The 23,581-nt window shown below is 71.5% G+C and carries 22 protein-coding genes; 2 read left to right on the top strand and 20 right to left on the bottom strand.

The features are described from left to right. The first annotated feature begins 56 nt into the window (after nt 1-56). Nucleotides 57-695 carry a TetR/AcrR family transcriptional regulator gene (locus tag ACWD0F_RS35250; RefSeq protein ID WP_449883629.1) on the top strand — a complete coding sequence of 213 codons (639 nt, stop codon included), beginning with the start codon at nt 57-59 and terminating at the stop codon, nt 693-695. 11 nt (nt 696-706) lie between these two features. On the opposite strand, the gene ACWD0F_RS35245 is transcribed toward ACWD0F_RS35250, so the two are convergent. From ACWD0F_RS35245 to ACWD0F_RS35220, 6 genes are read right to left on the bottom strand one after another with little or no spacing between them, the layout of a single operon-like run. Further along, entirely contained in the window at nt 707-1,666 is a 960-nt protein-coding gene (locus tag ACWD0F_RS35245) for an ABC transporter ATP-binding protein (protein ID WP_449883627.1), read from the bottom strand. After that, a complete protein-coding gene (locus tag ACWD0F_RS35240; protein ID WP_449883624.1) occupies nt 1,663-2,637 on the bottom strand; it encodes an ABC transporter ATP-binding protein in 975 nt (324 codons plus the stop codon). The genes ACWD0F_RS35245 and ACWD0F_RS35240 overlap by 4 nt, the downstream gene beginning before the upstream one ends. Further along, nucleotides 2,627-3,598, bottom strand: coding sequence for an ABC transporter permease (locus tag ACWD0F_RS35235; RefSeq protein WP_449883622.1), 972 nt, complete (start codon nt 3,596-3,598; stop codon nt 2,627-2,629). Before ACWD0F_RS35235 ends, ACWD0F_RS35240 begins: the two co-directional genes overlap by 11 nt. Further along, on the bottom strand, nt 3,595-4,629 hold the full coding sequence (locus ACWD0F_RS35230; RefSeq protein ID WP_449883619.1) for an ABC transporter permease: 1,035 nt from the start codon (nt 4,627-4,629) through the stop codon (nt 3,595-3,597). The genes ACWD0F_RS35235 and ACWD0F_RS35230 overlap by 4 nt, the downstream gene beginning before the upstream one ends. Beyond that, on the bottom strand, nt 4,629-6,284 hold the full coding sequence (locus ACWD0F_RS35225; protein ID WP_449883617.1) for an ABC transporter substrate-binding protein: 1,656 nt from the start codon (nt 6,282-6,284) through the stop codon (nt 4,629-4,631). The genes ACWD0F_RS35230 and ACWD0F_RS35225 overlap by 1 nt, the downstream gene beginning before the upstream one ends. Beyond that, nucleotides 6,281-7,189, bottom strand: a complete 909-nt coding sequence (locus tag ACWD0F_RS35220) for a proline iminopeptidase-family hydrolase (RefSeq protein ID WP_449883614.1) — start codon at nt 7,187-7,189, stop codon at nt 6,281-6,283. Before ACWD0F_RS35220 ends, ACWD0F_RS35225 begins: the two co-directional genes overlap by 4 nt. Before the next feature lie 117 nt (nt 7,190-7,306). On the opposite strand from ACWD0F_RS35220, the gene ACWD0F_RS35215 reads away from it, so the two are divergent. Continuing rightward, entirely contained in the window at nt 7,307-8,107 is an 801-nt protein-coding gene (locus ACWD0F_RS35215) for a FadR/GntR family transcriptional regulator (protein ID WP_449883612.1), read from the top strand. On the opposite strand, the gene ACWD0F_RS35210 is transcribed toward ACWD0F_RS35215, so the two are convergent. The 14 genes from ACWD0F_RS35210 to ACWD0F_RS35145 all read right to left on the bottom strand — a co-directional run bounded on the left by ACWD0F_RS35210 (nt 8,085) and on the right by ACWD0F_RS35145 (nt 23,553). Further along, nucleotides 8,085-9,449, bottom strand: a complete 1,365-nt coding sequence (locus ACWD0F_RS35210) for a leucyl aminopeptidase family protein (protein ID WP_449883609.1) — start codon at nt 9,447-9,449, stop codon at nt 8,085-8,087. The genes ACWD0F_RS35215 and ACWD0F_RS35210 overlap by 23 nt on opposite strands. A gap of 110 nt (nt 9,450-9,559) precedes the next feature. Continuing rightward, a complete protein-coding gene (locus tag ACWD0F_RS35205; RefSeq protein WP_449883606.1) occupies nt 9,560-11,455 on the bottom strand; it encodes a TolB family protein in 1,896 nt (631 codons plus the stop codon). A 150-nt stretch (nt 11,456-11,605) separates the two neighbouring features. Continuing rightward, nucleotides 11,606-12,469: an ABC transporter permease gene (locus ACWD0F_RS35200; protein WP_449883603.1), complete on the bottom strand. Its 864-nt coding sequence runs from the start codon at nt 12,467-12,469 to the stop codon at nt 11,606-11,608. Nucleotides 12,470-12,500: 31 nt separating this feature from the next. Further along, the gene (locus ACWD0F_RS35195; protein ID WP_449883601.1) at nt 12,501-13,586 is read right to left on the bottom strand and encodes an ABC transporter substrate-binding protein; all 1,086 of its coding nucleotides are present in this window, start codon (nt 13,584-13,586) and stop codon (nt 12,501-12,503) included. Nucleotides 13,587-13,657: 71 nt separating this feature from the next. Next, entirely contained in the window at nt 13,658-14,353 is a 696-nt protein-coding gene (locus ACWD0F_RS35190; RefSeq protein WP_449883598.1) for a GntR family transcriptional regulator, read from the bottom strand. Between the two features lie 54 nt (nt 14,354-14,407). Next, on the bottom strand, nt 14,408-15,277 hold the full coding sequence (locus ACWD0F_RS35185; RefSeq protein WP_449883595.1) for an amidohydrolase family protein: 870 nt from the start codon (nt 15,275-15,277) through the stop codon (nt 14,408-14,410). 20 nt (nt 15,278-15,297) lie between these two features. Continuing rightward, on the bottom strand, nt 15,298-16,311 hold the full coding sequence (locus ACWD0F_RS35180; RefSeq protein ID WP_449883593.1) for a hypothetical protein: 1,014 nt from the start codon (nt 16,309-16,311) through the stop codon (nt 15,298-15,300). 78 nt (nt 16,312-16,389) lie between these two features. Beyond that, entirely contained in the window at nt 16,390-17,268 is an 879-nt protein-coding gene (locus ACWD0F_RS35175) for a hypothetical protein (protein WP_449883590.1), read from the bottom strand. Nucleotides 17,269-17,300: 32 nt separating this feature from the next. Further along, nucleotides 17,301-18,443: a DUF3500 domain-containing protein gene (locus tag ACWD0F_RS35170; protein WP_449883587.1), complete on the bottom strand. Its 1,143-nt coding sequence runs from the start codon at nt 18,441-18,443 to the stop codon at nt 17,301-17,303. Then, nucleotides 18,440-19,330 (bottom strand): hypothetical protein, encoded by an 891-nt coding sequence (locus tag ACWD0F_RS35165; RefSeq protein WP_449883585.1) that lies wholly within the window; start codon nt 19,328-19,330, stop codon nt 18,440-18,442. The genes ACWD0F_RS35170 and ACWD0F_RS35165 overlap by 4 nt, the downstream gene beginning before the upstream one ends. Nucleotide 19,331: 1 nt before the next feature. After that, nucleotides 19,332-20,984 carry a thiamine pyrophosphate-binding protein gene (locus tag ACWD0F_RS35160; RefSeq protein WP_449883583.1) on the bottom strand — a complete coding sequence of 551 codons (1,653 nt, stop codon included), beginning with the start codon at nt 20,982-20,984 and terminating at the stop codon, nt 19,332-19,334. Next, nucleotides 20,981-22,021, bottom strand: a complete 1,041-nt coding sequence (locus tag ACWD0F_RS35155; protein WP_449883581.1) for an amidohydrolase family protein — start codon at nt 22,019-22,021, stop codon at nt 20,981-20,983. The genes ACWD0F_RS35160 and ACWD0F_RS35155 overlap by 4 nt, the downstream gene beginning before the upstream one ends. A 13-nt stretch (nt 22,022-22,034) precedes the next feature. Beyond that, nucleotides 22,035-22,889: an HpcH/HpaI aldolase family protein gene (locus tag ACWD0F_RS35150; protein ID WP_449883673.1), complete on the bottom strand. Its 855-nt coding sequence runs from the start codon at nt 22,887-22,889 to the stop codon at nt 22,035-22,037. Between the two features lie 46 nt (nt 22,890-22,935). Then, nucleotides 22,936-23,553, bottom strand: coding sequence for an SRPBCC family protein (locus ACWD0F_RS35145; RefSeq protein WP_449883578.1), 618 nt, complete (start codon nt 23,551-23,553; stop codon nt 22,936-22,938). Nucleotides 23,554-23,581: the final 28 nt, after the last annotated feature.

Below are 23,581 nucleotides of genomic sequence, written 5' to 3'. Positions count from 1 at the left end.
CCTCCAAGAATCTAGAGTTGAACTCTAGTGACGTACTCTAGAGATATACTCGCATCATGGAGAACGTCAAGCGGCCGGACAAGCGAGCCGAGCGCGCCCGCCGCACCCGTGAAAAGGTCGTCGAGGCGGCTCGCGAGCTGTTCGTCGCGCAGGGTTATGGGGCGACGAGCCTCCAGGAGGTCGCGGACCGAGCGGGCGTGGCCGTGCAGACGGTCTACTTCGTCTTCCGCAACAAGCGCACGCTGTTCAAGGACGTCGTCGACATGTCCATCGCCGGGGACGCCGAGCCGGTCGCCACCATGGATCGCGAGTGGTTCCGCGCCGCGTGCGCCGAGCCCACCGCGGCCGGGCAGCTGCGCGCGCACGTCCGCGGCGTCCGCGAGGTCCTGGGCCGGGTCGCCCCGATCATGCCGCTGATCGCGGCCGCCGCGGCCACCGACCCGGAGATCGCCGCGCAGTGGCCGGCTGGCCACGACCCGCGTTACACCGTGCAGTACGCGGCGGCCGAAGCCCTGGCTGGCAAGCCCGACGCCCGTCCCGGCCTCACCGCCGAGCCGGCGGCGGACCTGCTGTTCGGCCTGCTCAGCCCGGAGCTCTACCTGATCTTCGTCAGCGACCGGGGCTGGTCACCGGACACGTGGGAGGAGTGGGCCCGCACCACCCTGACCGCCCAGCTCTGCGCCGGCCCCGGGTAGGCGGGCGGGCGTCAGCCCTGGTCGAGGCCGGCGGCGGGGTAGTGGCAGGCGATCGTGCGGCCGGCGAGCTCGCGCGGCGCCGGCCGTTCCGTGCGGCAACGATCCCGGGCGACGGGGCACCGGGGATGGAACGAGCAGCCCGAGGGCCGGTCGATGGGGCTCGGCACGTCGCCCGTGAGCACGATGCGCTCGCGGCGGGGGAGGTCCGTGCCGTCGTCGATCTGCGGCACGGCCGACAACAGGGCCTGCGTGTACGGATGCGCTGGAGCGTCGTAGAGCGCCTCGGCCTCGGCGACCTCGACCACCTCGCCCAGGTACATGACCGCGATCCGGTCGGAGACGTGCCGGACCACGCCGAGGTCGTGGGCGATGAACACGTAGGTCAGGCCGAGCTCCTCCTGCAGGTCGGCGAAGAGGTTGAGCACCTGCGCCTGTACGGACACGTCGAGCGCGGAGACCGGCTCGTCGGCCACCACGAGCTTGGGGGTGAGCGCGACGGCCCGTGCGATGCCGATGCGCTGCCGCTGCCCGCCGGAGAACTCGTGCGGGTAGCGGTCCAGGTGCTGAGCCGACAGCCCGACCAGGTCGAACAGCTCGGCCACCCGCCGCCGGATCGCCGCCGCGCCGCCGTACCCGTGGATGTGCAGCGGCTCGGCCACGGCGTCGCCGGCCGTTCTGCGCGGGTTCAGCGAGGCGTACGGGTCCTGGAACACCAGTTGCACGCCCTTGCGGACGGGACGCAGGGCGCGCCGGGACAGGTGCGTGATGTCCCGGCCGTCGAACTCGACCCGCCCGGAGGTCAGCTCGGTCAGGCGCACCAGGCAGCGGCCGAGGGTGGACTTGCCGCAGCCGGACTCGCCCACCACGCCCAGCGTCTCGCCCTGGCGGACGTCGAGGCTGACGCCGTTGACGGCCTGGACGCCGCCCTGGAAGTGCTTGACCACGTCAGTGGCCGTGAGCAGGCTGCTCATCGTTCCTCTTTCACGGGGGTGGTGCGGATGCCCGCCCGTTCGGCGGCCGGCAACCAGCAGGCGTCCAGATGGCCGGATCCGGTGAGCGGAGGCGCCTCGGCGCAGCTCGCGTGGCGGTAGGCGCAGCGGTCGGCGAACGGGCAGCCGGCACCCGAGGCGCCGGGGGTGCCGGGAATGGTGGGCAGCCGCCGCAGCCGGTGCCCGCCCACGCGGGGGACGGAGTCCAGCAGGCCCCAGGTGTAGGGGTGCCGTGGCGCGCGGAAGACGGCCTGGCGGGGCCCGCGTTCGACGGCCCTGCCGCCGTACATGACCATGACGTGGTCGGCGATCTCCGAGACCACGCCCATGTCGTGGGTGATCATGAGGATGGCCGAGCCGTGGTCGCGGCGCAGGCGGCGCAGGAGGTCGAGGATCTGCGCCTGGGTGGTGACGTCCAGGGCGGTGGTCGGCTCGTCGGCGATGAGCAGCGCCGGGTCGCACGACAGGGCCATCGCGATGACCGCGCGCTGGCGCATGCCGCCGGAGAACTCGTGCGGGAAGGCGTCGGCGCGCTTGTCCGGCGCCGGGATGCCGACCTCGTCCAGCAGCTCGACGGCCCGCCGCCGGGCCGCGCCCCGTGACAGGCCGGTGTGGGCGCGCAGTTGCTCGGCGATCTGCCAGCCGACGGTGTAGACGGGGGTGAGGGCGGTCATCGGGTCCTGGAAGATCATCGCGATCTCCTTGCCCCGGATCGAGCGCATCTCGCGGTCCTTGAGCGTGAGCAGGTCCCGGCCACGGAAGCGCACCGTCCCGGACACCTCGGCGCCCGGGGTGCGGATGAGCCCGAGCAGCCCCATCATCGACACGCTCTTGCCCGAGCCGGACTCGCCGACGATGCCCAGGACCTCGCCCTCGTCCACGGAGAACGACAGTCCGTCGACGGCGGTGAAGGCGCCGAAGCGCACGCGGAGGTCGGTGACGTCAAGCAGCATGGCGCACCCTCGGGTCGAGCCGGGCGTACAGGACGTCCACCACGGCGTTGGCGAGCACGACGAAGAAGGCCGCGTACAGGACGGTGCCCATGATCATGGGCAGGTCCAGGTTCTGCAGCGCCTGGTAGGTGAGCTTGCCGACACCGGGCAGCCCGAAGACCACCTCGGTGAGCAGCGCGGCGCCGCCCACGAGCGCGCCGAAGTCGAGGCCGAACAGCGACACGATCGGGATCAGCGAGCACCTGAGCGCGTGTTTGATCAGGATCCGCCGCTCGGACAGCCCCTTGGCCCGGGCGGTGCGCACGTAGTCCTCGTTGAGCGCGTTGATCAGCTCGCCGCGCAGCAGCCTGGCGTAGATGCCCGCGTACAGCAGCGCCAGCGTCAGCCAGGGGAACAGCAGGTGCGCGGCCCACTGTCCGGGGTTCTGGGTCAGTGGCACGTACCCCAGCGGTGGCACCCAGGAGAACACCGAGTCGTGCCACTGCTTCTGGGTGATCAGGTTGACCACCTCGCCGAGCCAGTAGACCGGCAGGGAGACGCCGAAGACGCCGACCAGCATGACCAGCGGGTCGACGAACGTGCCGCGGAACGCCCCGGCCAGCGTGCCCATGACCACGCCCAGCACGAGCCAGATCACCGCCGCGCCCACGACGAGGGAGAGCGTGACGGGGATGGCGCTGACGATCTGGGGGATGACCAGCGTGCCGCGGTTGACGAACGAGGCCAGGTCGTGGCTGACGAACAGGTGCTTCATCATCATCACGTACTGCACGGGCAGCGGATCGTCGAGCCCGAAGGAGGCCCTGACCTGGGCGAGCGTCGCCGGATCGGCGTTCTTGCCGGCGATGCGGGCGGCCGGGTCCACGCCCGGGGTGGCGAAGAAGATGAGGAAGACCAGGACGCTGATCGCGAACAGCACGAGCAGCGCCGCGCCGAACCGCCTGGCGATGTATCGGATCACGCGGCACCTCGCAGGCGGGCGTTCGGGTCGAGGGCGTCGCGGACGCCGTCACCGAAGACGTTGAGCGCGACCGCGGTCAGCGCGACGAAGAGCCCGGCGCCGATGGTGATCATCGGCCGGGTGTAGAGCAGCGCGAGACCGTCGTTGATGATCGTCCCCCAGCTCGCGTCGGGCGACTGCACGCCCACCGAGAGGAACGACAGCGCCGACTCGGTGAGCATGTTGAGCGCGGTCATCAGCGGCAGGAACACCACCACCGTGGGCAGCACGTTCGGCAGCACCTCGCGCCGCATGACGCGCAGGTCCGACGCCCCGGCCCCGACGGCCGCGTGCAGGAAGTCCTTGCCGCGCAGCGCCATCACCTGGCCGCGCAGCGGACGGGCCACGTACGGCACGTAGATCAGCGCGATGATGATGATCGGCAACCACAGGCTGCCCGCGTCCACGTTCACCGGGCCGAGGTGCAGGCCGCTGGTCAGCAGCACGACCGACAGGCAGATGGCCAGCAGGTAGACCGGGAAGGCCCAGATGACGTCGAAGCAGCGCGACAACACCGCGTCGATCCAGCCGCCGAAATATCCGGCGGCCACCCCCAGAACCGTCGCCAGCACGCAGCACAACACCGCCGCCCCCGCGCCGATGAGCAGGCTGTTGCGCCCGCCGTACAGCAGCCTGGCCAGCACGTCGCGGCCCTGGTTGTCCGCGCCGAGGAAGAAGTGCCCCAGGTCCCAGGTCGGCCCGATCGGCGTGACGCCGAGCCCGAGGCCCTCGGAGCTCTGCTGCAGCACCTGGACCTGCTTGCCGCCCACCCAGGTGGTGCCGGAGACGTTCGAGATGAAGGGCTCGGTGTGCGCGATCGCGCTCGCGTACAGCGGCGCGAGCAGGCACGCCGCCACGATGAGCAGCAGGCCGAGCGCCGCGATCATGGCGGGCCGGTTGCGGCGCAGGCGGGCGCCGGCCTGCCGCCAGGGCCCGGCGCCCGCCCTGACGGGGGTGGTTCCCACCCCCGTCAGGGCCACGTCAGCGGCCATCACTTCACCCAGAGCTGGTCGATCAGCATGAAGAACTGCTTGTGGAACTGGTAGTTGCCGACCCTGGAGGAGACGAAGTCGACCTGCTTGGGCTGGAACAGCGGCACGATCGGGCTCTGCTTCATCAGCTCGCGGTCGATCTCGCCCCACTTGACGTTGGCCGCGTTCTTGTCGGTCTGGTCGAGCCGCATGGTCTCGGACATGCGGGCGTCGTTGCCGGAGTCGCAGTAGCCGGAGATGTTGATGCTGGCGTCACTGCCCTTGCGGAAGGACGAGCACGACAGCAGCACGTGCAGGAAGTCCGAGGCGGCCGGGTAGTCGGCGTACCACTGGCTCACGCTGACCTGGACGTTGTTCTTGGTGTTCTGGATGTAGGTGAAGTGGATGTTGCTGGAGATGACCTTGAGCTCGGACTTGTAGCCGATCTGCTCCAGGAGGCTCCTGACGTACTCGCCGATCTGCTTGCTCACGTCGTCGTCGGCGATCGTCACCGCGACCTTCTCCCCGGCCGTGCCGGACTGCTGGACGAGCTGCTTCGCCTTGGCCAGGTCCTGCTTCGGGTAGTCGCAGAAGTCGGCATGCCCAGGAACGCCCGCGGGCAGCAGGGTGCAGGCGGGGGCGGCCAGGTTCGCGCCGCCGAACATCTTGACCACCGCGTTCCTGTCGATGGCCCACTGCAGCGCCTGGCGGGCCTCAAGCTTGTCGAACGGCGCGATGTTGGTGTTGAGCGGCAGGTACCAGAAGGCCGACAGCGGATTGACGTGGGCCTGGGAGGCGTACTGGCTGCCGATCTCGGTCAGCCGGTCGGCCGGGAGCGGGTCGAAGCTCCAGTCGGCCTGGCCGTTCTGGATCGCGGTGACGGCGGCTTCGGCGGTCAGCCCGTAGGAGTAGACGATCTCGTCCGGGTAGCCCTGGGGCTGCGCCTCGCGCGACCACTCGGTGAAGTGCGGGTTCCTGGTGAGCTTGAGCTCCTTGTTCGGGTCGTACGACACCGCCTGGTACGCGCCGGTGCCCGGGATGGGCGTGCTGCCCTGGTCCTTGGCCGGGGTCGACCTGGGCAGCACGGCCGCGTGCGGCAGCGCCAGCTTGTACGGGAACTCCGAGTCGGCGGCCACCAGGTTGATCGTGACGGTGTTCGCCGCCGGATCCACCACCACGCCCTTGTCCAGGGCGCAGTCCGCGGGCTTCTTCACACAGGCGGCGGCACCGACGATGCCGGCGTAGAAGGTGCCCGACGTGGGCCCGGACACCTTGTAGATCCGCTCGAACGACGCCTTGACGTCGTCCACGGTGACCGCGTCGCCGTTGCTGAACTTGACGCCCTTGCGCAGCGTGAAGGTGTAGCTCTTGCCGTCCGGGCCGAGCTGCGGCATGGCGGCCGCCAGGTCGGGGGTGAGCTGGTAGGAAGCCTCGCCGCCGACCTTCTTGAAGGCCAGCAGCCCGTCGTACAGCGCCTGGAAGGCCTGCCAGTTGCCGTTGCTGTAGTTGATCTGCGGGTCGAGCGTGCCGTCGCCGGCCTTGGCCAGCAGCTTGAGCGTGCCGCCGCGGTGCTGCTCGGCGGCGGCGGGCTGCTCCTGGGCCGGCGCCGCCGCCGTTCCGCTCGAACAGGCGGCGGCCAGCGCCAGCAGGGCCGCCAGGGGGATGATGCGCTTCAACGGGACTCCGTTTCGTCGAGGAAGGAACCGACCACCTGGAGGTAGAGCTCCTCCTCCTCGATGTGCGGCATGTGGCTGGACTGCTCGAACAGCTCCCAGCGGACGTCGGGGATCCGGTCCGCGAAGGGCCGCACGGTGCGAGGGGTCGCCTCGTCGTACCGGCCGGACACGAGCAGGGTGGGGGCGGTGACGAGGTGCAGGCGGTCGACGACCGACCAGTTCTTGAGCGTCCCGACGACGTGGAACTCGGTGGGCCCGTTCATCGTGTGATACACGGTCGGATCCGCGGTGGTCTTGGCGTCGCTGGCCAGGACCTCAGGGGGGTTGGGCACGACGCGGCAGACGTGCCGGGCGTTGAACGCCTTCTCGGCCGCGCGGTAGCCGGGGTGGCCGGTCGTGCCGGCGGCCTCGTGCCGGCGCAGCGTGCGCTCGACGTCCTCGGGCAGTTCGGCGCGGAGCCGGTCGCACTCCTCGCGCCACACCACCATGGAGGCCGGGGAGTTCGCGATGACCAGGCCCAGGAGCCCGGACGGCCGGAGCACCGCGTGCTCGGCGGCCAGCATGCCGCCCCAGGACTGCCCGAGCAGGTGGTAGCGGCCGGCGATCCCGAGGTGTTCGAGCAGGTTGTCCAGCTCGTCCAGGAAGAGCTGGACGGTCCAGAAGTCGGCGCCCTCGTCCGGCAGGTGCGTGGACAGTCCCACGCCGAGCTGGTCATAGTGCACGACGGGCCGCTCGCGCTCGGCGAGCCTGGCGATGCGCAGCGTGTAGTCGTGCGCCGCGCCGGGCCCGCCGTGCAGCACCACGAGGGGAGCTTTGTCACCGGTGAGATCACCGGTGACGCGATACCAGGTCTGCCAGCCCCTGAAGGGCGCCAGACCCGTCCTGGACGGGTCGGGGATCGCCATCCGCGCGCCCTCCTTGTCGCTGATTGAGACGCATGTCCGTTTTGTGGACATCATAAGGACTAATGGCCTGGACACAATACCTTTTACGAAGGTGAGATGTTGTGTAGCGTTCGGCTTGTGCAGGAGCCCCAAGACGATCTCTCACGCGTGCTCGGCCAGGTGCTCGGCGACGGCGGGCATCCTCCCGTGCTGAGCCCGGTGAAAGTCCAGTCGGTCGCCACCGAGGTGGCCGACCGGCTGATGACCGCCGTGGCCATCGGCGAATACCTGCCGGGCGAGCGCCTGCCCGGCGAACGGGAGCTGGCCGACCTGCTCGGCGTCAGCAGGGCCACGGTGCGCGAGGCCATCGGCCGGTTGCAGGCCGTGGGCATCGTGGAGATCCGGCGCGGCCGGACCGGCGGGGCCTACGTCCGCGCGTCATGGACGGAGGCCACCGCCTCGGCCGTGCGGCGCACGCTGGTGCCGCGCTGGGCCGAGCTGGAGCAGCTCTTCGACCTGTACGCGCTGGTCGAGGGCATGGTGGCGGCCACGGCGGCGGCCCGGCGCACCGACGACGACCTCGGGGCGATCAAGCTGGCGCTCGACGCCTACGCCACCGCCGGCAGCCTGCGCGACGAGCAGCTCGCCGACCGGGCCTTCCACCTGGCCGTGGTCACGGCGACGGGCAATCCGAAGATCCGCACGCTGAGCCAGGAGGTGCTCACCCGGGTCGCGCTGGGCTTCCCGGTGGAGCCGTACGGGGACGACAACCGCGAGGCGTACGAGCGGGCGCTGCGCGAGCACGGGGAGCTGTACGAGGCGATCGCGGACGGCGACGCGGACCGGGCGCGCGGCCTGGCCGAGCGGCACTTCGCGATCACCTCGGACATCATGCGCGCGATGCTCGAACGCAGTCTCAGCGGGTCTCCAGATAGCTGATCAGCGTGCGCACCATCGCGCCGGTCGCGCCGGCGGGCCCGAGATCGGTGGCCTTGCCGCGATAGGCGGTGCCGGCGAAGTCGAGATGCGCCCAGGGCAGCCCGGCGGTGAACGGCTGGAGGAACAGCGCGGCGATGGTGGCGTCCGCGTGGTCGCCGCCGTCGTTGCGTGAGTCGGCGATGTCCGACGTCAGCTTCTTGGCGTACGGCCGCCAGAGCGGAAGCTCCCACAGCGGCTCGCCGGTGCGCGACCCGGCCTCGACGAGGTCGCGGACGAGCCGCCGGTCGCTGCCGATGACTCCGGTGATGTCCTCGCCGAGGGCGTGGATGACGGAGTAGGTCAGCGTGGCCGCGTCGATCATCACCTCCGGCGACCGCTCCGCCAGATAGGCCAGCGCGTCGGCCAGCACCAGACGGCCCTCGCAGTCGGTGTCGGTGACCTCGGTGGTGCGGCCGTCGCGATGCCGCAACACGTCGCCGGGCCTGGTGGCGTGGCCGCCCACCATGTTCTCCGCGGCGGGGACGACGGCGGTGACGCCGACCGGCAGGCCGAGCCGGGCGGCGGCCTGGACGACCGCGAGCATGGTCGCGCCGCCGGCCATGTCCGACTTCATGTCGGCCATGGCGCGCAGGCTCTTGATGGCGAGCCCGCCGGAGTCGAACGTGATGCCCTTGCCGGCCAGCCCGACCATCCGCGGGTTCGCCGCGTCGTAGGTGACCTCGATCAGGCAGGGCGGGTTCGCGCTGGCCGCGCCGACGCCCAGGATGCCGCCGAACCCGCCTTCGCGCAGCGCGTCCCCGTCGAGCACCCGCACGTCGAGCCCGTCGGCCCGGCCGATCTCCCGGGCGCGCGCGGCCAGGTCCATCGGCGTCAGGTCGCCCGCGGGGGTGTTGACCAGGTCCCTGGCGAGGTCGACCGCGTCGGACACGATCCGGCTGCGCCGCGCGTCGCCCTCGCCCAGCACGATCAGCCGGTGCACGGCCGGGCCCGCCGGGCCGCTCTTGTAGCCGGCGAAACGGTAGCCGCCCAGCCGCACCCCCTCGATGACCGCCTCGGGATGCGGCAGCGCGACCGCCACCGTGCCGAACCGTCCCAGCCGGGGCGCCACCCGTCCCGCCGTGACCCGCGCGCTCTGCTCGTCGGCCACATCGCCGACGATCATGAGAGCCCGGGCGGCGAACGGCGCCATGCCGGGCAGCAGCAGCTCACCGTCGCCCCGGCCGTTGAACCGGACGTGCTCCATGGCTTGCGCCAGGCCCAGCTCCCTGGCCAGCGACACCGGCAGGACGAGCAGATCGGCGGTGATCTCGGCAGGCGCCAGAGACGAGAAGGACACCTCCACGAGGCGGCTCCTTAGGGTTTGAGGCATAAAAGGTATGCCAAGCAAACCATAAGTTCGGAGCCGGTCGTGCGGGCGGGCCCGGCCCCGGAGCGGGGGAAGGCCGTCTCACGTCACTGGGACAGGACGCTCTGCGGGAGGTAGAGGGGCATGGAATCCTCCCACTGGCTGTCGGTCAGCAGTCTCTTGCCGGAGCCGTCCGCGTTCATGATGAAGACCTGGCCGTAGGGCTGGAAGGTGTTGTCGTACAACGCCGCCTCCTGCCGGAAGCCGTACATGCCGCTGTTGTACAGGATGCGCCCGTCGTGGTTCCAGACGGCGTGGCCTTCGTTCGAGCCGCTGCTGGTGAGGCGGCGGAGGTTGCTTCCGTCGGGGCGGATGGTGCACACGTCGAAGTTGGTGGCGCTCGTCTTGCGGGTGAAGAGGATGAGCCTGCCGTCCAGGGACCAGTCGGGCAGGTTGTCGTATTCGCCGGTGAGGACGCGCGTCACCCCGGTGGTGAGGTCGAGGATGCGCAGGCCCTTGTTCTCCTCGCCCCACACGCGATAGACGATCTCGTTGCCGTCGGCCGAATAGCTCGGGAAGCCGGCGTTGGCCGTGCCGTCCGTGAGCGCCTCCCAGGCCGAGCCGTCGCTGCGCACCCGCGCCACCACGGCCGTGTGCGTCGCGCGCTCCTGGAACCAGCCGCCCAGGCCGAACGCGATCCAGGCGCCGTCCGGCGACCACGCGGGGCGGAACGCGCCGGCCATGCCCTTGGCCAGCAGCACCGGGTCGAGGCCCTTCCCGGCGGTGTCGAAGACGACGCGCCGGTCAGTGCCGTCCGGGCGCATGGTGACGATCGAGGAGGTGCCGAGCTGCTTCTCCGTGATCGCGAGGCGGCCCTGCCGGGACAGGACGGGGAACACGTCGCAGAAGCGATACTCCCAGTCGGAGTCCCAGCTGTAGAGCGGCTTGTCGAGCGGGCGCACCGCGTAGCCGAACTTCTGGTAGACCACCGAGGTCCCGTCCGGCGACCAGACCGGCGAGCGCAGGGCCCGCTTGACGGCCGGCAGCGTCCCCGAGGTGTAGGCCAGGCCCTCGTCGGCTCCGCCCTTGATGAGATAGCCGATCTCGGTGGCGGTCACGAACTGGGGCGCGACCTTCAGATGGGGGCCGGAGGTGTGCTCGACGCGCTCGCCGGTCGTGACGTCGACCGAGACGATCTGGGAGTCGACCTTCCCGATGTACTCGGGGCGGTGGGCGCCCCAGGTGCCCTCGGTGGTGATCTCGTAGAAGACGATCCGGCGGCCGTCCGGCGACCACTTCGGCGAGCCGAGGCAGTATCCCTCCTTGGTGGCGACCTGGCGGAAGCCGGTGCCGTCCGGCCGGATGACGTAGATGCTGAGCTCCTGCGTGTGCTCCCAGCCGCGGCCGTCGTTGTGCCCCCGCCAGGCCGTGTTGCGGTCGCTGGAGAAGGCGATCCATCGGCCGTCGGGCGACCAGGACGGCCGGAAGTGGCAGTCGGGGCCCTCGGGGTCGCCGGCCACCGCCGGGCTGCCGGTCAGGTTCTTGAGCTTGCCGGTGCGCAGGTCGAGCAGCCAGATGTGGGCCCTGTGGTCACCGCGGGTGGAGACGAAGGCCACTCTCGTTCCGTCCGGCGACAGGACGGCGGAGTCGTCCATCGCCGGGCCGGCCGCTAACGGCTGGATGTTCGTTCCGTCGATCCGGGCCCGGTAGAGGCCGGAGTTGCCGTCGCCGGCCCGTTCCGAGGTGAAGATCACCGACTGGCCGTCGGCGGCGAGGCCGGCGTGATAGTCGAACCCCGCGCTCCCCAGGAGCGGGCGCTCGTTCGAGCCGTCGACGTGGGAGATGTACAGATTCGACGAGGAGGGCCCGATCCGGTTGATCAGCAGCACGCCCTTCTTGCCCTCGCCGGCCGCCGCCACGGCGAAGGGCTGCGGCAGCAGAGCCGCGCCCACGGTGGCCGCCCCGGCCGTCAGAAACGCCCGGCGCCTCATGTTGGTTTCCATCGCCTTACCCATTCCTTCCGCATGGACGGCTGCTTCTGCCGTCGGCTTATGCGCGACCCAGGTCGGAGACTCGCCACATCGGGTGCGCTGACAGGTGTTCGGACACTCATGCGCCGCCTCGGGCCCGGCTGCGGGCGGGCCCGAGGCGTGTCAGGCGTGCTGGGCCGCGGGCCGGTCGCGGGTGGCGAGGCCGAGCCGTTTGAGCGCGAGCTTGTCGAGCCAGTTCAGCAGCCCGTTCAGGATGAGCGTCATCGTGATCAGGACGATCAGGCCGGCGAACTCGGTGGCCGCGTCCAGGTTCATCGCGGAGGTGAACAGCCCGTGGCCGAGCCCTTCGGTGGAGGCGATGAACTCGGCGCCGATGACGCCGAGGATGGCCAGCGGCCCGCCGGTCTTCAGCGCGGCGAAGAACGGCGCCGCCAGCGTGGGGATCGTCACGTAGACGAGCAGGTGGTGCCGGCGGCCGCCCATCACCTGGACGACCTCGACCAGCTCGCGCTCCCGCAGGCGCAGGCCGAGGTAGATGTTGTAGAACATCACGAAGGCGGGCCCGATCATCGCGATGGTGATCTTCGACCAGGCGCCGATGCCGAAGAACAGCAGGAAGAGCGGCGCGAGCGCGATCTTGGGGATGCCGTTGAAGGCCGCGATGAGCGGCTCCAGCACCCGGCCCGCCAGGGAGAAGGAGCCCAGCACCAGGCCCATCAGGGCGCCGAGCACGACGCCCATGGAGAACCCGGCCACCACCTCGATCACCGTCGCCCTGATGTCGGCCCACCCGGACGCCGAGCCGAGCAGGTCCACCAGGGCCCCCGCGACCTCGGTGGGCCTGCTGACCGCGTATTCCGGCAGGACCGGGCCGCTCAGGACCTGCCAGAGGGCCAGCGCGATCGCGATGACGGCGACGCGCAGCACCACCAGGGTGCCCCGACCCTGCCACCGGTCGCCCTTCCGCCTGGTCGCGACGGCGACGTCGGTCTTCTTCCGCACCGGTCGGTCGGTGGCAGCCACCATGTTGCGCTCCTCTCCGTCCGCGGCGGCCGGATCATGCTCCGCCGCCGGACGGCACGTACGTGTTGGTCCAGTCGTTCGCGGTGACGGTCATCACCTTGGTGAGCACGCCCAGTCCGTTGACGAAGTCCAGGGTCTTCTTCCAGGTCGCCTCGTCCATCGCGGCGCTCGTCGGCCAGCCGGCGTGCGTCAGGCTGGCCTCCAGCACCGGGACCGGGATGCCGGACATCTCCTTCGAGGTCAGGTTCAGCAGCTCGGCGTCGTGCTGGTGGGCGTTCATGTACGCGGTGGCCTCCTGGACCGCGGCGACGAACTTCTTGGCGACGTCGGCGTTCTTGCCGAGGAAGTCCTTACGCACCACCACGAACTCGCCGTAACCGGACTGCTCGGCGGACCACTCGGGGACCCGCAGCGGATCCGCCACCACGACGCCCTCCCCGGCGTGCTCGATGGACAGCGGCGTCGGCTCGGAGGTGATGAACCAGTCGATCTGGCCGCTGTTGAGCGCGGCCTTGTTCGCGGCCGGGCTCGGCAGCGACACCCACTTCACCTGGGCGGGGTCGACGCCGCGGGTCTTGAGGAACATGCTCGCCTGGGCCTTGGTGTTGGCCGAGCTGGCGCCGCCGATGGAGGTGCCCAGCGCCTTGGCCACCTCCGCCACCGGGGTGGAGCCGGACAGCTTGCTGGCTTCGGCGAACTTCTTGCTGACCACGATGCCGAGTGGGTTGCCCAGGCCGTCCGCGGCGATGGCGACCTGCGGGATGCCCTTGGCCAGGGCGGACAGGAAGCCGGTCGGGCTGGAGTTGAGGAACTGCACGGAGCCCGATTCGAGGGCGGCCGGGCCGGTCGAGGCGTTCGTCGACACGAACGTGACCTTGAGCCCCTGCTTCTGGAAGAAACCCTTGGCCTGCGCCAGCTTCAGCGGCAGGTCGAAGATGTTCTCCCCGGCGCCGACCGTGACCGCGGTCAGGCCGCCCTGGGCGGATCCGGAGTCGCCGCACGCGGCCGTCAGCGCGGCGCTGAGGGCCAGGGCGGTGGCGAGCACGACGGCCCGCGGGCGCCCGCGGGTCACCGAGGTGCGGCTGCCGGCGACGCCGCCGTCCGTGAGGTGGTGTCCCATGTCATCTCCTGTCACCATGTGGGGGGTTGGTCTTTCCGGGCCGTGCGGCGCCCCGTACGCCGCACGACCGGTCAATCGGCTGCTTGCTCGGGCCCGGCCGTCTGCAGCAGCAGCGCCCGCCGGGCGGAGGCGACGTGGTGGCGCATCGCGGCCACCGCCGCGTCCGGGTTGCGGGTGACGATGGCCAGCAGGATCGCCTGGTGCTCCTCCAGCGAGCCGCTTCTCGGGTGCTGCGCGGACAGGTTGCGGTACTGGCGCATGACCAGCGGGTAGAGCAGGGTGTCGTAGGCCCGGGCCAGCGTCTGCTGGTGCGCGGCCTCCTTCACCTGCTGGTGGAATCTGCGGTTGCCCTGCGAGTAGCCGGCCTGGTCCCCGAGCCGCTTGCAGTCCTCCATCGCCTCCAGCGTGCCGCGCAGCTCGCTGATCTCCGCCACGCTGGCCCGCTCCGCGGCCTTGCCCGCCAGGGCGGACTCCAGCACCTCGCGGGCCTCCAGGATGTCCAGCGCCTCCTCGGCCGAGAAGCTGCGGGTGCGCACCCCGCGGTTGACCTCGCTGGTGACATAACCCTCCTGGGTCAGCCGGACCAGCACCGACCGCATGGTGCTGCGCGAGACGTTGAACATCGTGGTCAGTTCCGCCTCGGTGAGCCGGGTGCCCGGCGCGAGGCTGCCCGACATCAGCAGCGAGCGCAGCCCTTCGTACGCCTGGTTGTGCCGGGTCTGCGAGGTCTTGTCCGGCTCCACGACGTGGTCGCTGACTTCCATCATGATCACCTGTGTCCCAGAAGAGAGATGACGACTGAGTCGGGAGTATGTCCGAGCTCAGACCGTCCCGCTGGGTTCGACCTGCGCGAGCCTCGGATACAGCCGCCGCGCCGTACCTGCGAAGATCTCCGCCCGGTCGCCCTCGGACAGGGGCGCGAGGACCTCCTCGGCGAGCAGCAGCAGCTCCGGCGGCGACTGCTCGGCGGCCGGGCAGTTCGACCCCCAGGCGATCCGGCCGGCGCCGAACGCCTCGATCACCGGCTCCAGGAAGCCGGCGGCCTGCTCACCGGCGTCCCGGAGCCGCTCCAGGTTGCGGTGGGTGAGCTTGAGGAACAGGCCCGGGTGCCGGGCGAGCTCGGCCACCTCGCCGCCGGCGGCGGCCGGCGAGGCGGCGATGTCCGGGTAGCCGAGGTGGTCGAGGAGCACCCGCACGCCGGTGAACCTCTCCAGCACCTCGTGCAACTGCTTGGTGGCCGGCCCGAGCCGCATCTGGAGGCAGACGGGGACGTCCAGCTCCCCGGCCCGCTCCCAGAACGGGAACGTCTCGGGCGCGGCGAACCATTCGCCCTGGACGGGCACGGTGCTCCCGTGGGTGAACAGCCGCACCCCGGCCAGACCGCCGTCGATCGCCGCCGCCAGACGGGCGGCGGCGTCCGGCCGCAGGGGGTCGAAGGTGCCCACCGCCACGAAACGATCGGGCCGCCGCCGGGCGCTGTCCAGGACGTAGGAGTTGTCGTATCCGTACGCCGTGGTGGCCTGCACCAGCACGGCCTGCCGGATGCCCGTCTCGTCCATCCGGTCCGCCATCCCGTCGGCGGTGACCGGCCGGGATTCAGCCCATTCCGACTGCTTCCCGCCGATCGGCGCTCGCGGGTAGGTGGTCAGGTCGTCGGAGATGACATGGCAGTGCGTGTCGATCACGTACACGTTTTCAGTCCTTCCTGCGGTCAGGCGTCCGGGTAGTCGCCGTGCGCGAACAGCTCGCTGAGGTCGGTGGGGAAGTCCGGGCCGAGCAGGCCCTGGTCCCGGGAGTACCGCACGAGCGCGCGCAGGCTCGGCTCGTTGGCCCCGATGCCGTAGGGGACGGGGTCGCCGCCGATCTGCCGCGCCTGGCGGGCGAACCGCGCGAGCGCGGACCAGCCCGGGTCGGCGGCGAGCTGCCGGCGCTTGCTCTCGGCCAGCGCCGCGTACAGCGCCGTCGGCAGGCCGGGGTCGTGTTCGACCAGCTCGGAGCGGAGCGCGATCACCGAGTGCAGGGGATAGATCCCGGTACGCAGACACCAGTCGGCGCCGAGCGTCCCGGCGTCGGCGAACAGCGGATAGGGGCCTTCGGCGCCGCTCTCCTCGCCGGCCGCCGAGCCCGCCGCCGGGCCCGCCGCCGAGCCCGCCGCGGTCCAGTTCGCCTGGGGCGGGCCGGCCCGTCCCGTCCCGGCGTTGCCGGTGAGCGCGGCGTCCAGCTCCCCGCCGCGCAGCAGCTCGCCCAGGGAGCGGCCGTCGGTGACCCGCTCGACGTTCGCGGGGGCGCGGCCCTCGATGTGGTCGTCGTCGTCCACCACCCAGGTGATCTTCTCGTGCGCGACGCCGTACTCCTCCGACAACACACCGCGCACCCACACACCGGTGCTCACCGAGTACGCGCGCACCCCGACCCGCCGTCCCTCCAGGTCCCGCGGCACCCGGATGCCCGAGAGCGCGGCGCACTGGACGTCGCCGTGGTGGAAGCGCCGGTTGAGGAACACCGGGATCCCGGTGATCGGCACCCCCTCCTGCAGCGCCATCAGGTACGACACCGGCGCCAGCTCGCACACGTCGAACGCGAGGTCGCGGATCATCCGCCGGTACGCGGCGATGATCGGCCTGACCTGCACCGGCTCGACCCGGTACCCGGCCACCTCGACGGCGCCGTCCAGCAGCGCCTGCCCGTGCGGGTAGTCCCCGAGGGCCACCGAGAGCTTCGCCATTGCCTGCCTTCCGATCCGAGCGTTGGGTATGACATGGGGTCCGCCTGGGATCGGCCCCCGAGTGCCGGTCATCCGGCCTCAGCCGCCCAGGCGCGACGACGGGACCCCGAGGGCCGCACAGGAGCGCGCGACCAGTTCGTCGAAGTCCACCGGCCGCGGCAGCACGTCCTGCGCCAGCGCGTACGCCGCCGCCTGCGTCACCGGGCCGCGCAGCGCCTCGAAGCCCACCGGGTTCAGGCTCACCGGGCCGTCCGCGGGCGAGGCGGCGAGCAGGTCCCGCATCGCGTCGTAGGCCGCGCAGACGGCGGCCGAGTGCTCGCGCGCGGCCTGCTCGCCGACGCCCACGACATGGTTGACCGGGGCGAAGCCCTTCTCCTGCGACCAGGCGGCGGCCACCCGCGCGGGGTCGGCGATGGCGGTGCGGACCCGGTCGTCCGACGGCAGCTCGTTGCCCATGATCCCGAAGTCGATGCGGCCTTCGAGGAAGTCCGCCTGCAGGCGGGCCCCCTCCGGCGCGCGGCGCACCCAAGCCGGGTCGTGCTGCCCGTCCACGTGGCCGCCCTCGTACACCACCCAGTCGATCTTGCGCAGGTCGGCCCCGTACTGCTCGGCGAGGAAGCCGCGCACCCAGACGCCGGTGGTCTGGCTCCACGAGCGCACGCCCACGCTGCGGCCCTCGACGTCCGCCACGGTCAGGTCGCCGCAGGTCACCAGGGTCTGGTGCTGGAAGCGGCCGAGCGCGGTGATCGGGAGCAGGACCACCGGCCGCTCGCAGGCGACGGCCTGCAGCAACGTCACGATCGGCAGCTCGCAGAGGTCCGCCGCCGCCTCGGCGATCATGCCGCGCGCGGCCCTGTTCACCGGCCGCACGTCGAGCCGTTCCACCTTGGTGCCCGTCTCGCGGACGGCCGCCTCGGCGGCGGCCGCGAGATCGTCGCGGCCCAGAACCAACTTCACTTGCGCTCCTCCTTGATGGGGTCCGCCGCCGGTCACCGGTGGAACCGCTCGTGGTGCTGACGCAGCAGGTCGATGCCGTAGTCGTTGCCGTTGGGCGTGCGGACCACGGTGTGGATGTGCCGGCGCGACGGCGTGTCGTTGTCGAACATCACGCCGGCCTGGTGCTCGAACTCGATGAGGATCACCGGGCTGTGGATGCGGTAGTAGAAGACGCCTTCGGGGCCCGGGTCGCCGATCCAGGCGAAGTAGGTCTCCGCCTCGTGGGCGCGGACCTCGTCCGCGCGGACCCGGGCGTGACCCGCACCGGCCCGGTCCACGTACAGGCCGATCAGGTCGGCGGCGGTCTCGCGCTGCGGCTCGGTGAGCTCGCTCAGCGGTAGGCCCGCGAGGTTCAGCTCGACGTTGTCGCGGAAGGCGCCGGCGAACAGGTCGGGCGGCATCTCCTCCGCGATCACCGCGAGCTGCCGCTGCGCGCCGGTCAGGCTGGTGAACAGCCGGTGGCCGACGGCCTCCTCGCGGCGGAAGGCGCTGGTTCCCGCGTACCTGCCGGACTCGGCGATCACCGGCTCGGCGCCGAGGAAGGTCGGCGTGAGCGTCATCTGGTCTCCGACGAAGACGCAGTTGACGTTGACGTGGTGGCCGTCGAGCTGCCAGCCCCACGCGCCCTGCTCGGGCGATCCGTAGACGGTGAACCAGTAGACCCACTCGTTGAGCAGGTCCTGTTCGCCGCGCAGCTCGCCGATGGTCAGATTGAGGTGCATCAGATCGATGACCTGCGTGTATCCGTACGCGCTGAGGCCGGCGCGCACCAGGGCGAGCGCCCTGTCCCGCTGGTCGTCGCCGAGGTCCGCCAGGCACAGGCCGTGCCGCAGGAAGTACCGCGCGCCGTTCGCCCAGTGCCGCCAGGTCACGTCGTCCATGGCGAGGCGGCCCTGCTTCAGCTCCAGGGGCGTCAGCGCGGACAGGTAGTCGGCCGCCGCCCGCCGGGCACCGCTGACGTCCAGGCCGGTGGCGCGCAGCGGGAACAGTCCCGGTCGCGGGCCGTCCGACGTGGCCACGCCGCGGAAGGGCTCCGCGGCCGCGCGCCGCCGCCAGTCGATCTTCGCGTGCAGTTCCGGCGTCATCACGTCCGGGCGCCGGGTGGGGGCGTGGCCCCGCTGTCGTAGTCCCGTCATCGAAAGAGGTCCGCTTCCTTCTCGATCGCGTCGATGTCGATGGGCGTGCGCACGAGCTCCTGTTCGACGGCGTACCGGGCGGCCAGGTCCAGGCAACCGGCCAGCTCGTCGCTCCAGCCGGCCGCGACCGCGCGGCCGGCCGGTGAGTCGTCGCGCGAGCCGGCGGTGGCGCTGATCGCTTCCGTCAGGGCGTCGTACAGCGCACGCACCGCGCCCGGTTCCGCGCGCAGCACGTCATCGCGGACCACGACCAGGTGGTTGGCCGCGGCGAAACCGTGGCGGTCCAGCCAGGCGCGCTCGGCGGCCGGGGCGTCCTGGATGACCGGGACCAGACCCGCCCCCTGGCCGCCGATCGCGCGCGGGCCGAGCACGGCGGCCGCCACCTCGCCGTCGCGCAGCAGGTCCGCGACCCGCCCGGCCGGCGACCGGGTCACGTACGCGGGCTCCCGGTACTGCCGCACGTGCGGCTCCTCGGTGGTGACCCAGGTGACGTCGGAGGCCGCGACGCCGTACTGCTCGCGCAGGATGCCGCGTACCCACAGGCCCGTGGTCTGGCTGTAGGAGCGCACCCCGATCCGCTGCCCGGCCAGCTCACCGGGGGCGAGTACGGGGCCGCCGGGCAGGCGGGTGAGCGACCGGTGGTGGGTGCCGCCGATCAGCACCACGGGCAGCAGCGTGATCGGGACACCTGCCTCACGGGCCTGGAGGTAGGTCGCCAGCGCCAGCTCACAGACGTCGAACTCCAGGTCGCGCACCATGCGGGCGAAGGCGGGGTACAGCGGGGCCGCGTGCGCGAACCGGCAGTCCGCACCCCGCACGGGAATCGTCCCGTCCTTGAGCGGGCGCGTGTGCGGGTAGTCGCCCAGCAGGACCGTCAGCGCCGGCATCTCACACGTCCTCGCCGCGCAGGAGGCGGCGGTAGGGGACGCTGACCACGTTCCGGGTGATCCGCACGTCGATCACGGTGGGGCGGGGGGCGCGCACGTACTCCGCGAGGGCGGCGCGCAGCTGGTCGGCGGTCCGGACCGTGGCGCCGCCACCGCCGAGCGCCACCGCGACCGCGCCCAGCTCCGGCGTCGGGATCACCGCCAGCTCCGGGTCCAGGCCGGCGGCCCCCGCCTTGTGGTACTCGGCTCCCAGGCCCTCGTCGTTCATCACCACGACCAGGATCGGGAGGTCGTAGCGGCAGGCGGTCTCGAACTCCGGCAGGTGCATCAGGAAACTGGCGTCGCCCTCGACCACGAAGGCGGGCCGGTTGCCGTTGGCCACGATCGACCCGATGGTCAGCAGCGGGGCCTGGCCGATGGCGCCGAACATGCCGTAGTTCGACAGGACCTCGCGGGAGCGCTGGAAGAGCATGGTGCCGAAGTCGGTCTGGTGGCCGCTGCCCAGGACCAGGCCGATCTCGCCGGGGATCTCCTCGTCCAGGACGTGGATCACCTCGCGCGGATCGAGCAGGCCCGGCTCGCTATGGAACTCGGCGGGGGCCACCAGCGGGGCGGTCAGCCGGCGCAGCACCTCGGCGGTGTGGAAGCCCTCCGACGCGACCGGCCGGCTCTCCAGCGCCCGGGTCAGCTCGGTGAGGGCGGCGACCGCGTCGGCCCTGATGTAGGAGTCGGCCACCGCGCCGTTGCCCATGACGAGGTGCGGGGCCGTGTCGATCTGGATGTAGCGGGCGTCCGGGAACAGGTAGCCGTGCTCGATCGTGTAGTGGTTCAGGCTGGCGCCCACCGCGATCACGCAGTCGGCCTCCTGGAGCAGCTCCATCGCCGTCTTGTCGCCGTACAGGCCGGCGATGCCCACGTGGTAGCCGGTGCTCGCGCACAACCAGTTCTTCGCCTGCAGGGTGGTGGCCAGCAGGGCGCCGGTCCGCTCCTGCAGGCGCAGGATCTGCTCGCCGGCGTCCGCGCGGCGCGCCCCGCGGCCGGCGATGATCACCACGCGTTTGCTCGCGCGGATGATGTCGCAGGCCGCCTCGATCGCCGCCGGGTCGGGCAGCGAGCGCACCTGCGGGATGAGGGCGGTGGAAGGGACGTACTGCTCGCCGTCCTCGCACTCCTGCTTCTGGACGTCGATCGGCGCGCTGAGCATGATCGGCCGGGACTCGGTGCGCGCGAGGTAGAAGGCCCGCTGTACGGCCTCCTCCGCCAGGTCGGCCCGGGACACGTGCACGAAGCCGCACTCGATCGCGGCGGCGAAACGCCGCTGGTCCAGGTACTGCACGGCGCCCTGGTCGCCCCAGGCCGTCTCGCCGCAGAAGGCGACCAGCGGGGTACGCGCCCGGCTCGCCACGATCATCGAGGTGGCGAGCTGGGCGACGCCCGGCCCGCTGGTCGTCGTCACGACGCCCGGCCGCCCGGCCGTCCGCGCCCACCCGTCGGCCATGCCCAGGCCGGAGCCCTCGTGCCGCACCTCGTACAGCCGCACGCCGCGCCGGGCGAGGGCGTTCATCCAGTGCATGTTGGCGTCGCCCATCATGCCGAAGACGTCGCTCGTGCCCTCCGCGACGAACGCCTGGGCGAGTAGTTCGTGAACCTTCACTTCATGGCCCCTTTCAGCACGCCCGCCAGCCGCCCGAACACGCGCAGCGCGTTGCCGCCGTACACCGCCTGACGGTCGGCGTCGTCCAGGGTGGCGATGGAGTCGAGGAGGTACTTGGTGTCGTCGAACCGCCGTCCGGTGTCGGGGTCCACGGCGCGGACGGCGCCGATCATCTCCGAGGCGAACAGCACGTTGGCCGCGGGGATCACGTCCACCAGCAGCTCCAGCCCCCGCCGGTGGTAGACGCAGGTGTCGAAGAAGACGTTGCGCAGCACCGCCTCCTCCAGCGGTGGCCGGCCCTGGTCCAGCATGAAGCCCCGGTAACGGCCCCAGTGGTAGGGGACGGCGCCGCCGCCGTGCGGCAGGATGAGCTTCAGCGTGGGGAAGTCGGTGAACAGCTCCGACTGGCACAGCTGCATGAACGCGGCGGTGTCGCCGTTGAGGTAGTGGGCGCAGGTGCCCTGCAGGGCCGGGTTCCGTGACATCGCGACGTGGATCATGGCCGGCACGTCGAGTTCGGTCAGCTTCTCGTACAGCGGGTAGTACACCCGGTCGGTCAGCGGGGGCGCCTGCCAGAAGCCGTCGGAGGGGTCCGGGTTGAGCAGGCAGCCGACGAATCCCAGCTCTTCGACGCAGCGTTCCAGCTCGGCGACGCTGTTGCGGACCGAGGCGGCGAGGGCGTCGCCCGGCGACTGGGGGAGCTGGCACACACCGGCGAACCTGCCGGGGAAGAGCGCGCACACGCGGGCGATCAGGTCGTTGCTGACCCGGGACCAGTCCAGGCTGGTCCGCGCGTCGCCGTAGTGGTGGGCCATCTTCCCGGCTCCGGGGGAGAAGAGCGTGAGGTCCGTGCCGCGCTCTCGCTGCAGTTTGAGCTGGCCCTGCTCGATGGCGGTCCTGATCTCGTCGTCGGTGATGCGCAGCTCGCCGGGTGACACGCGCTCGCCCGCGTCCTCGAACGCCCGGATCTGCCGTTCGCGCCATCGCCCGAGCGCGGGCGGGGCGGTGGTGAAGTGGCCGTGACAGTCGATGATCATGAAAGACTCCTCGTCAGGCTCGGCCGGTCAGGGTGCGGCCCAGGTCGAGGCCCGGGTACGAACGCACAGGGGCCGTCATCAGGAACCGGTAACCGTCGTCGATCACCTGCTTGACGTTGCCGGCCGTGACGTGGGGATGGCCGACGGCGACCCCGCGTTCGGCGCAGACGTCGAGGATGCGGCGTTTGGACTCCATGACGAGCGGGTGGTCGTACTGGCGGGGCACGCCGAGCTCCTGGCTCAGGTCGCCCTCACCGGGCAGGACCAGGCCGATGCCCGGGACCTGGTCGAGGATGTCCGGCAGGTTGGCCACGCCGCGCTGGTCCTCGATCATGATCGCCACGAGGATCTCGCCGTCCGGGTCGAGCGGCCAGACGTCGCTCCTGGCGTAGTACTCGGCGGCCGAGACGCCCCAGTAGCGCGCCGCCGCGGCCGGGCTGTCGCCGCGCAGGCCGGCGGGTTCGTGGCGGGGGGTGCCGGGCAGCCGCGGGTAGCGGCAGGCCGCGACCGCGTTGCACGCCTCATCCACCGAGGTGATGTGCGGCCACACGATGCCGTACGCGCCCAGGTCGAGGGCCTGCTTGGCGTGCCACTGGGACTTCTCGACGCCGTTGGCGGGGATCCGCACGAGGGGGGTGACCGGGGCCGCGAGGCTGCCGGCGGTGAAGATCCGGCGCCGGTTCAGCAGGTACTGCAGGCTGTCCCGGAGGGCGATGACGTCCCACGGCTTGTGCTCGGTCTCGAAGACCAGGCCGTCGTAGTCGGTGGTGCTGAATTCGACGGCGGCCGACGGATCCGGCGCGGCGAAGGACACGAAGACGTGCTCGCCCGCCGCCAAGCCGCTGATCACCCTGTTCAGCCTGGGCATGGTCACTGCCCGCCTCCTTTCCGTTCTTGTGATCGCTGGGTGGAGATCAACGCGGTCCTCCGCTGCCCGCCGGTCGGCGTCGCTCCAGAAGACGCGCCCACCAGGCCCGCAACCGGCCGGACAGGCCGGCGGGCCGGGGTGTCCCGGCGGTCGGGGGTGCCGGGACACCCGTCGTGGCAGTCGTGGTGGTTTCGGTGGGTTCGGGGGTCGCCGGGCCGGCGCAGCGCTGGACCAGTTGGTCCGAGAAGTCCCGCGTCATCCGCGTGACCACGGCTCCGGCGCCCGACTCGACCAGCGAGGCGAGCTTGCCGTTGATGGTGATCTCGCCGCTCACGGCCACCCGCGCCGTGCCGGGCCCGTCGCCCGGCACCACCCGGAACGTGGCGTCCGCCGTGAAGCGGGTGGCCCGCTGGCCGTCCCGGCCGCGCGCCGACAGGCGGCCTTCCCGTTCGTCCTCGGCCAGTTCCAGGGTGACCTGGGCGGCGAACCTCACGCGTACCGCACCGAACTTGACGACCAGCGTCCCGTCGAACGAGCCGTCGTCGTGGGCCGCCCCCAACTCGGCGCCGCCGATGCAGGACACGACGTCCGCGGGGTTCGAGATGACCTCCCAGACGCGGGCCGGGGGACTCGGAACGGCGATCTCTTCCGTGATCGATATCAAGGGTGTCGTCCTCGCTCGGCGGTTCGGC

This window comes from Nonomuraea sp. NPDC002799, assembly GCF_053592075.1.
The sequence above is the reverse complement of the archived record's forward strand: the minus strand, read 5'-3'. Positions and strand labels throughout refer to the sequence as shown.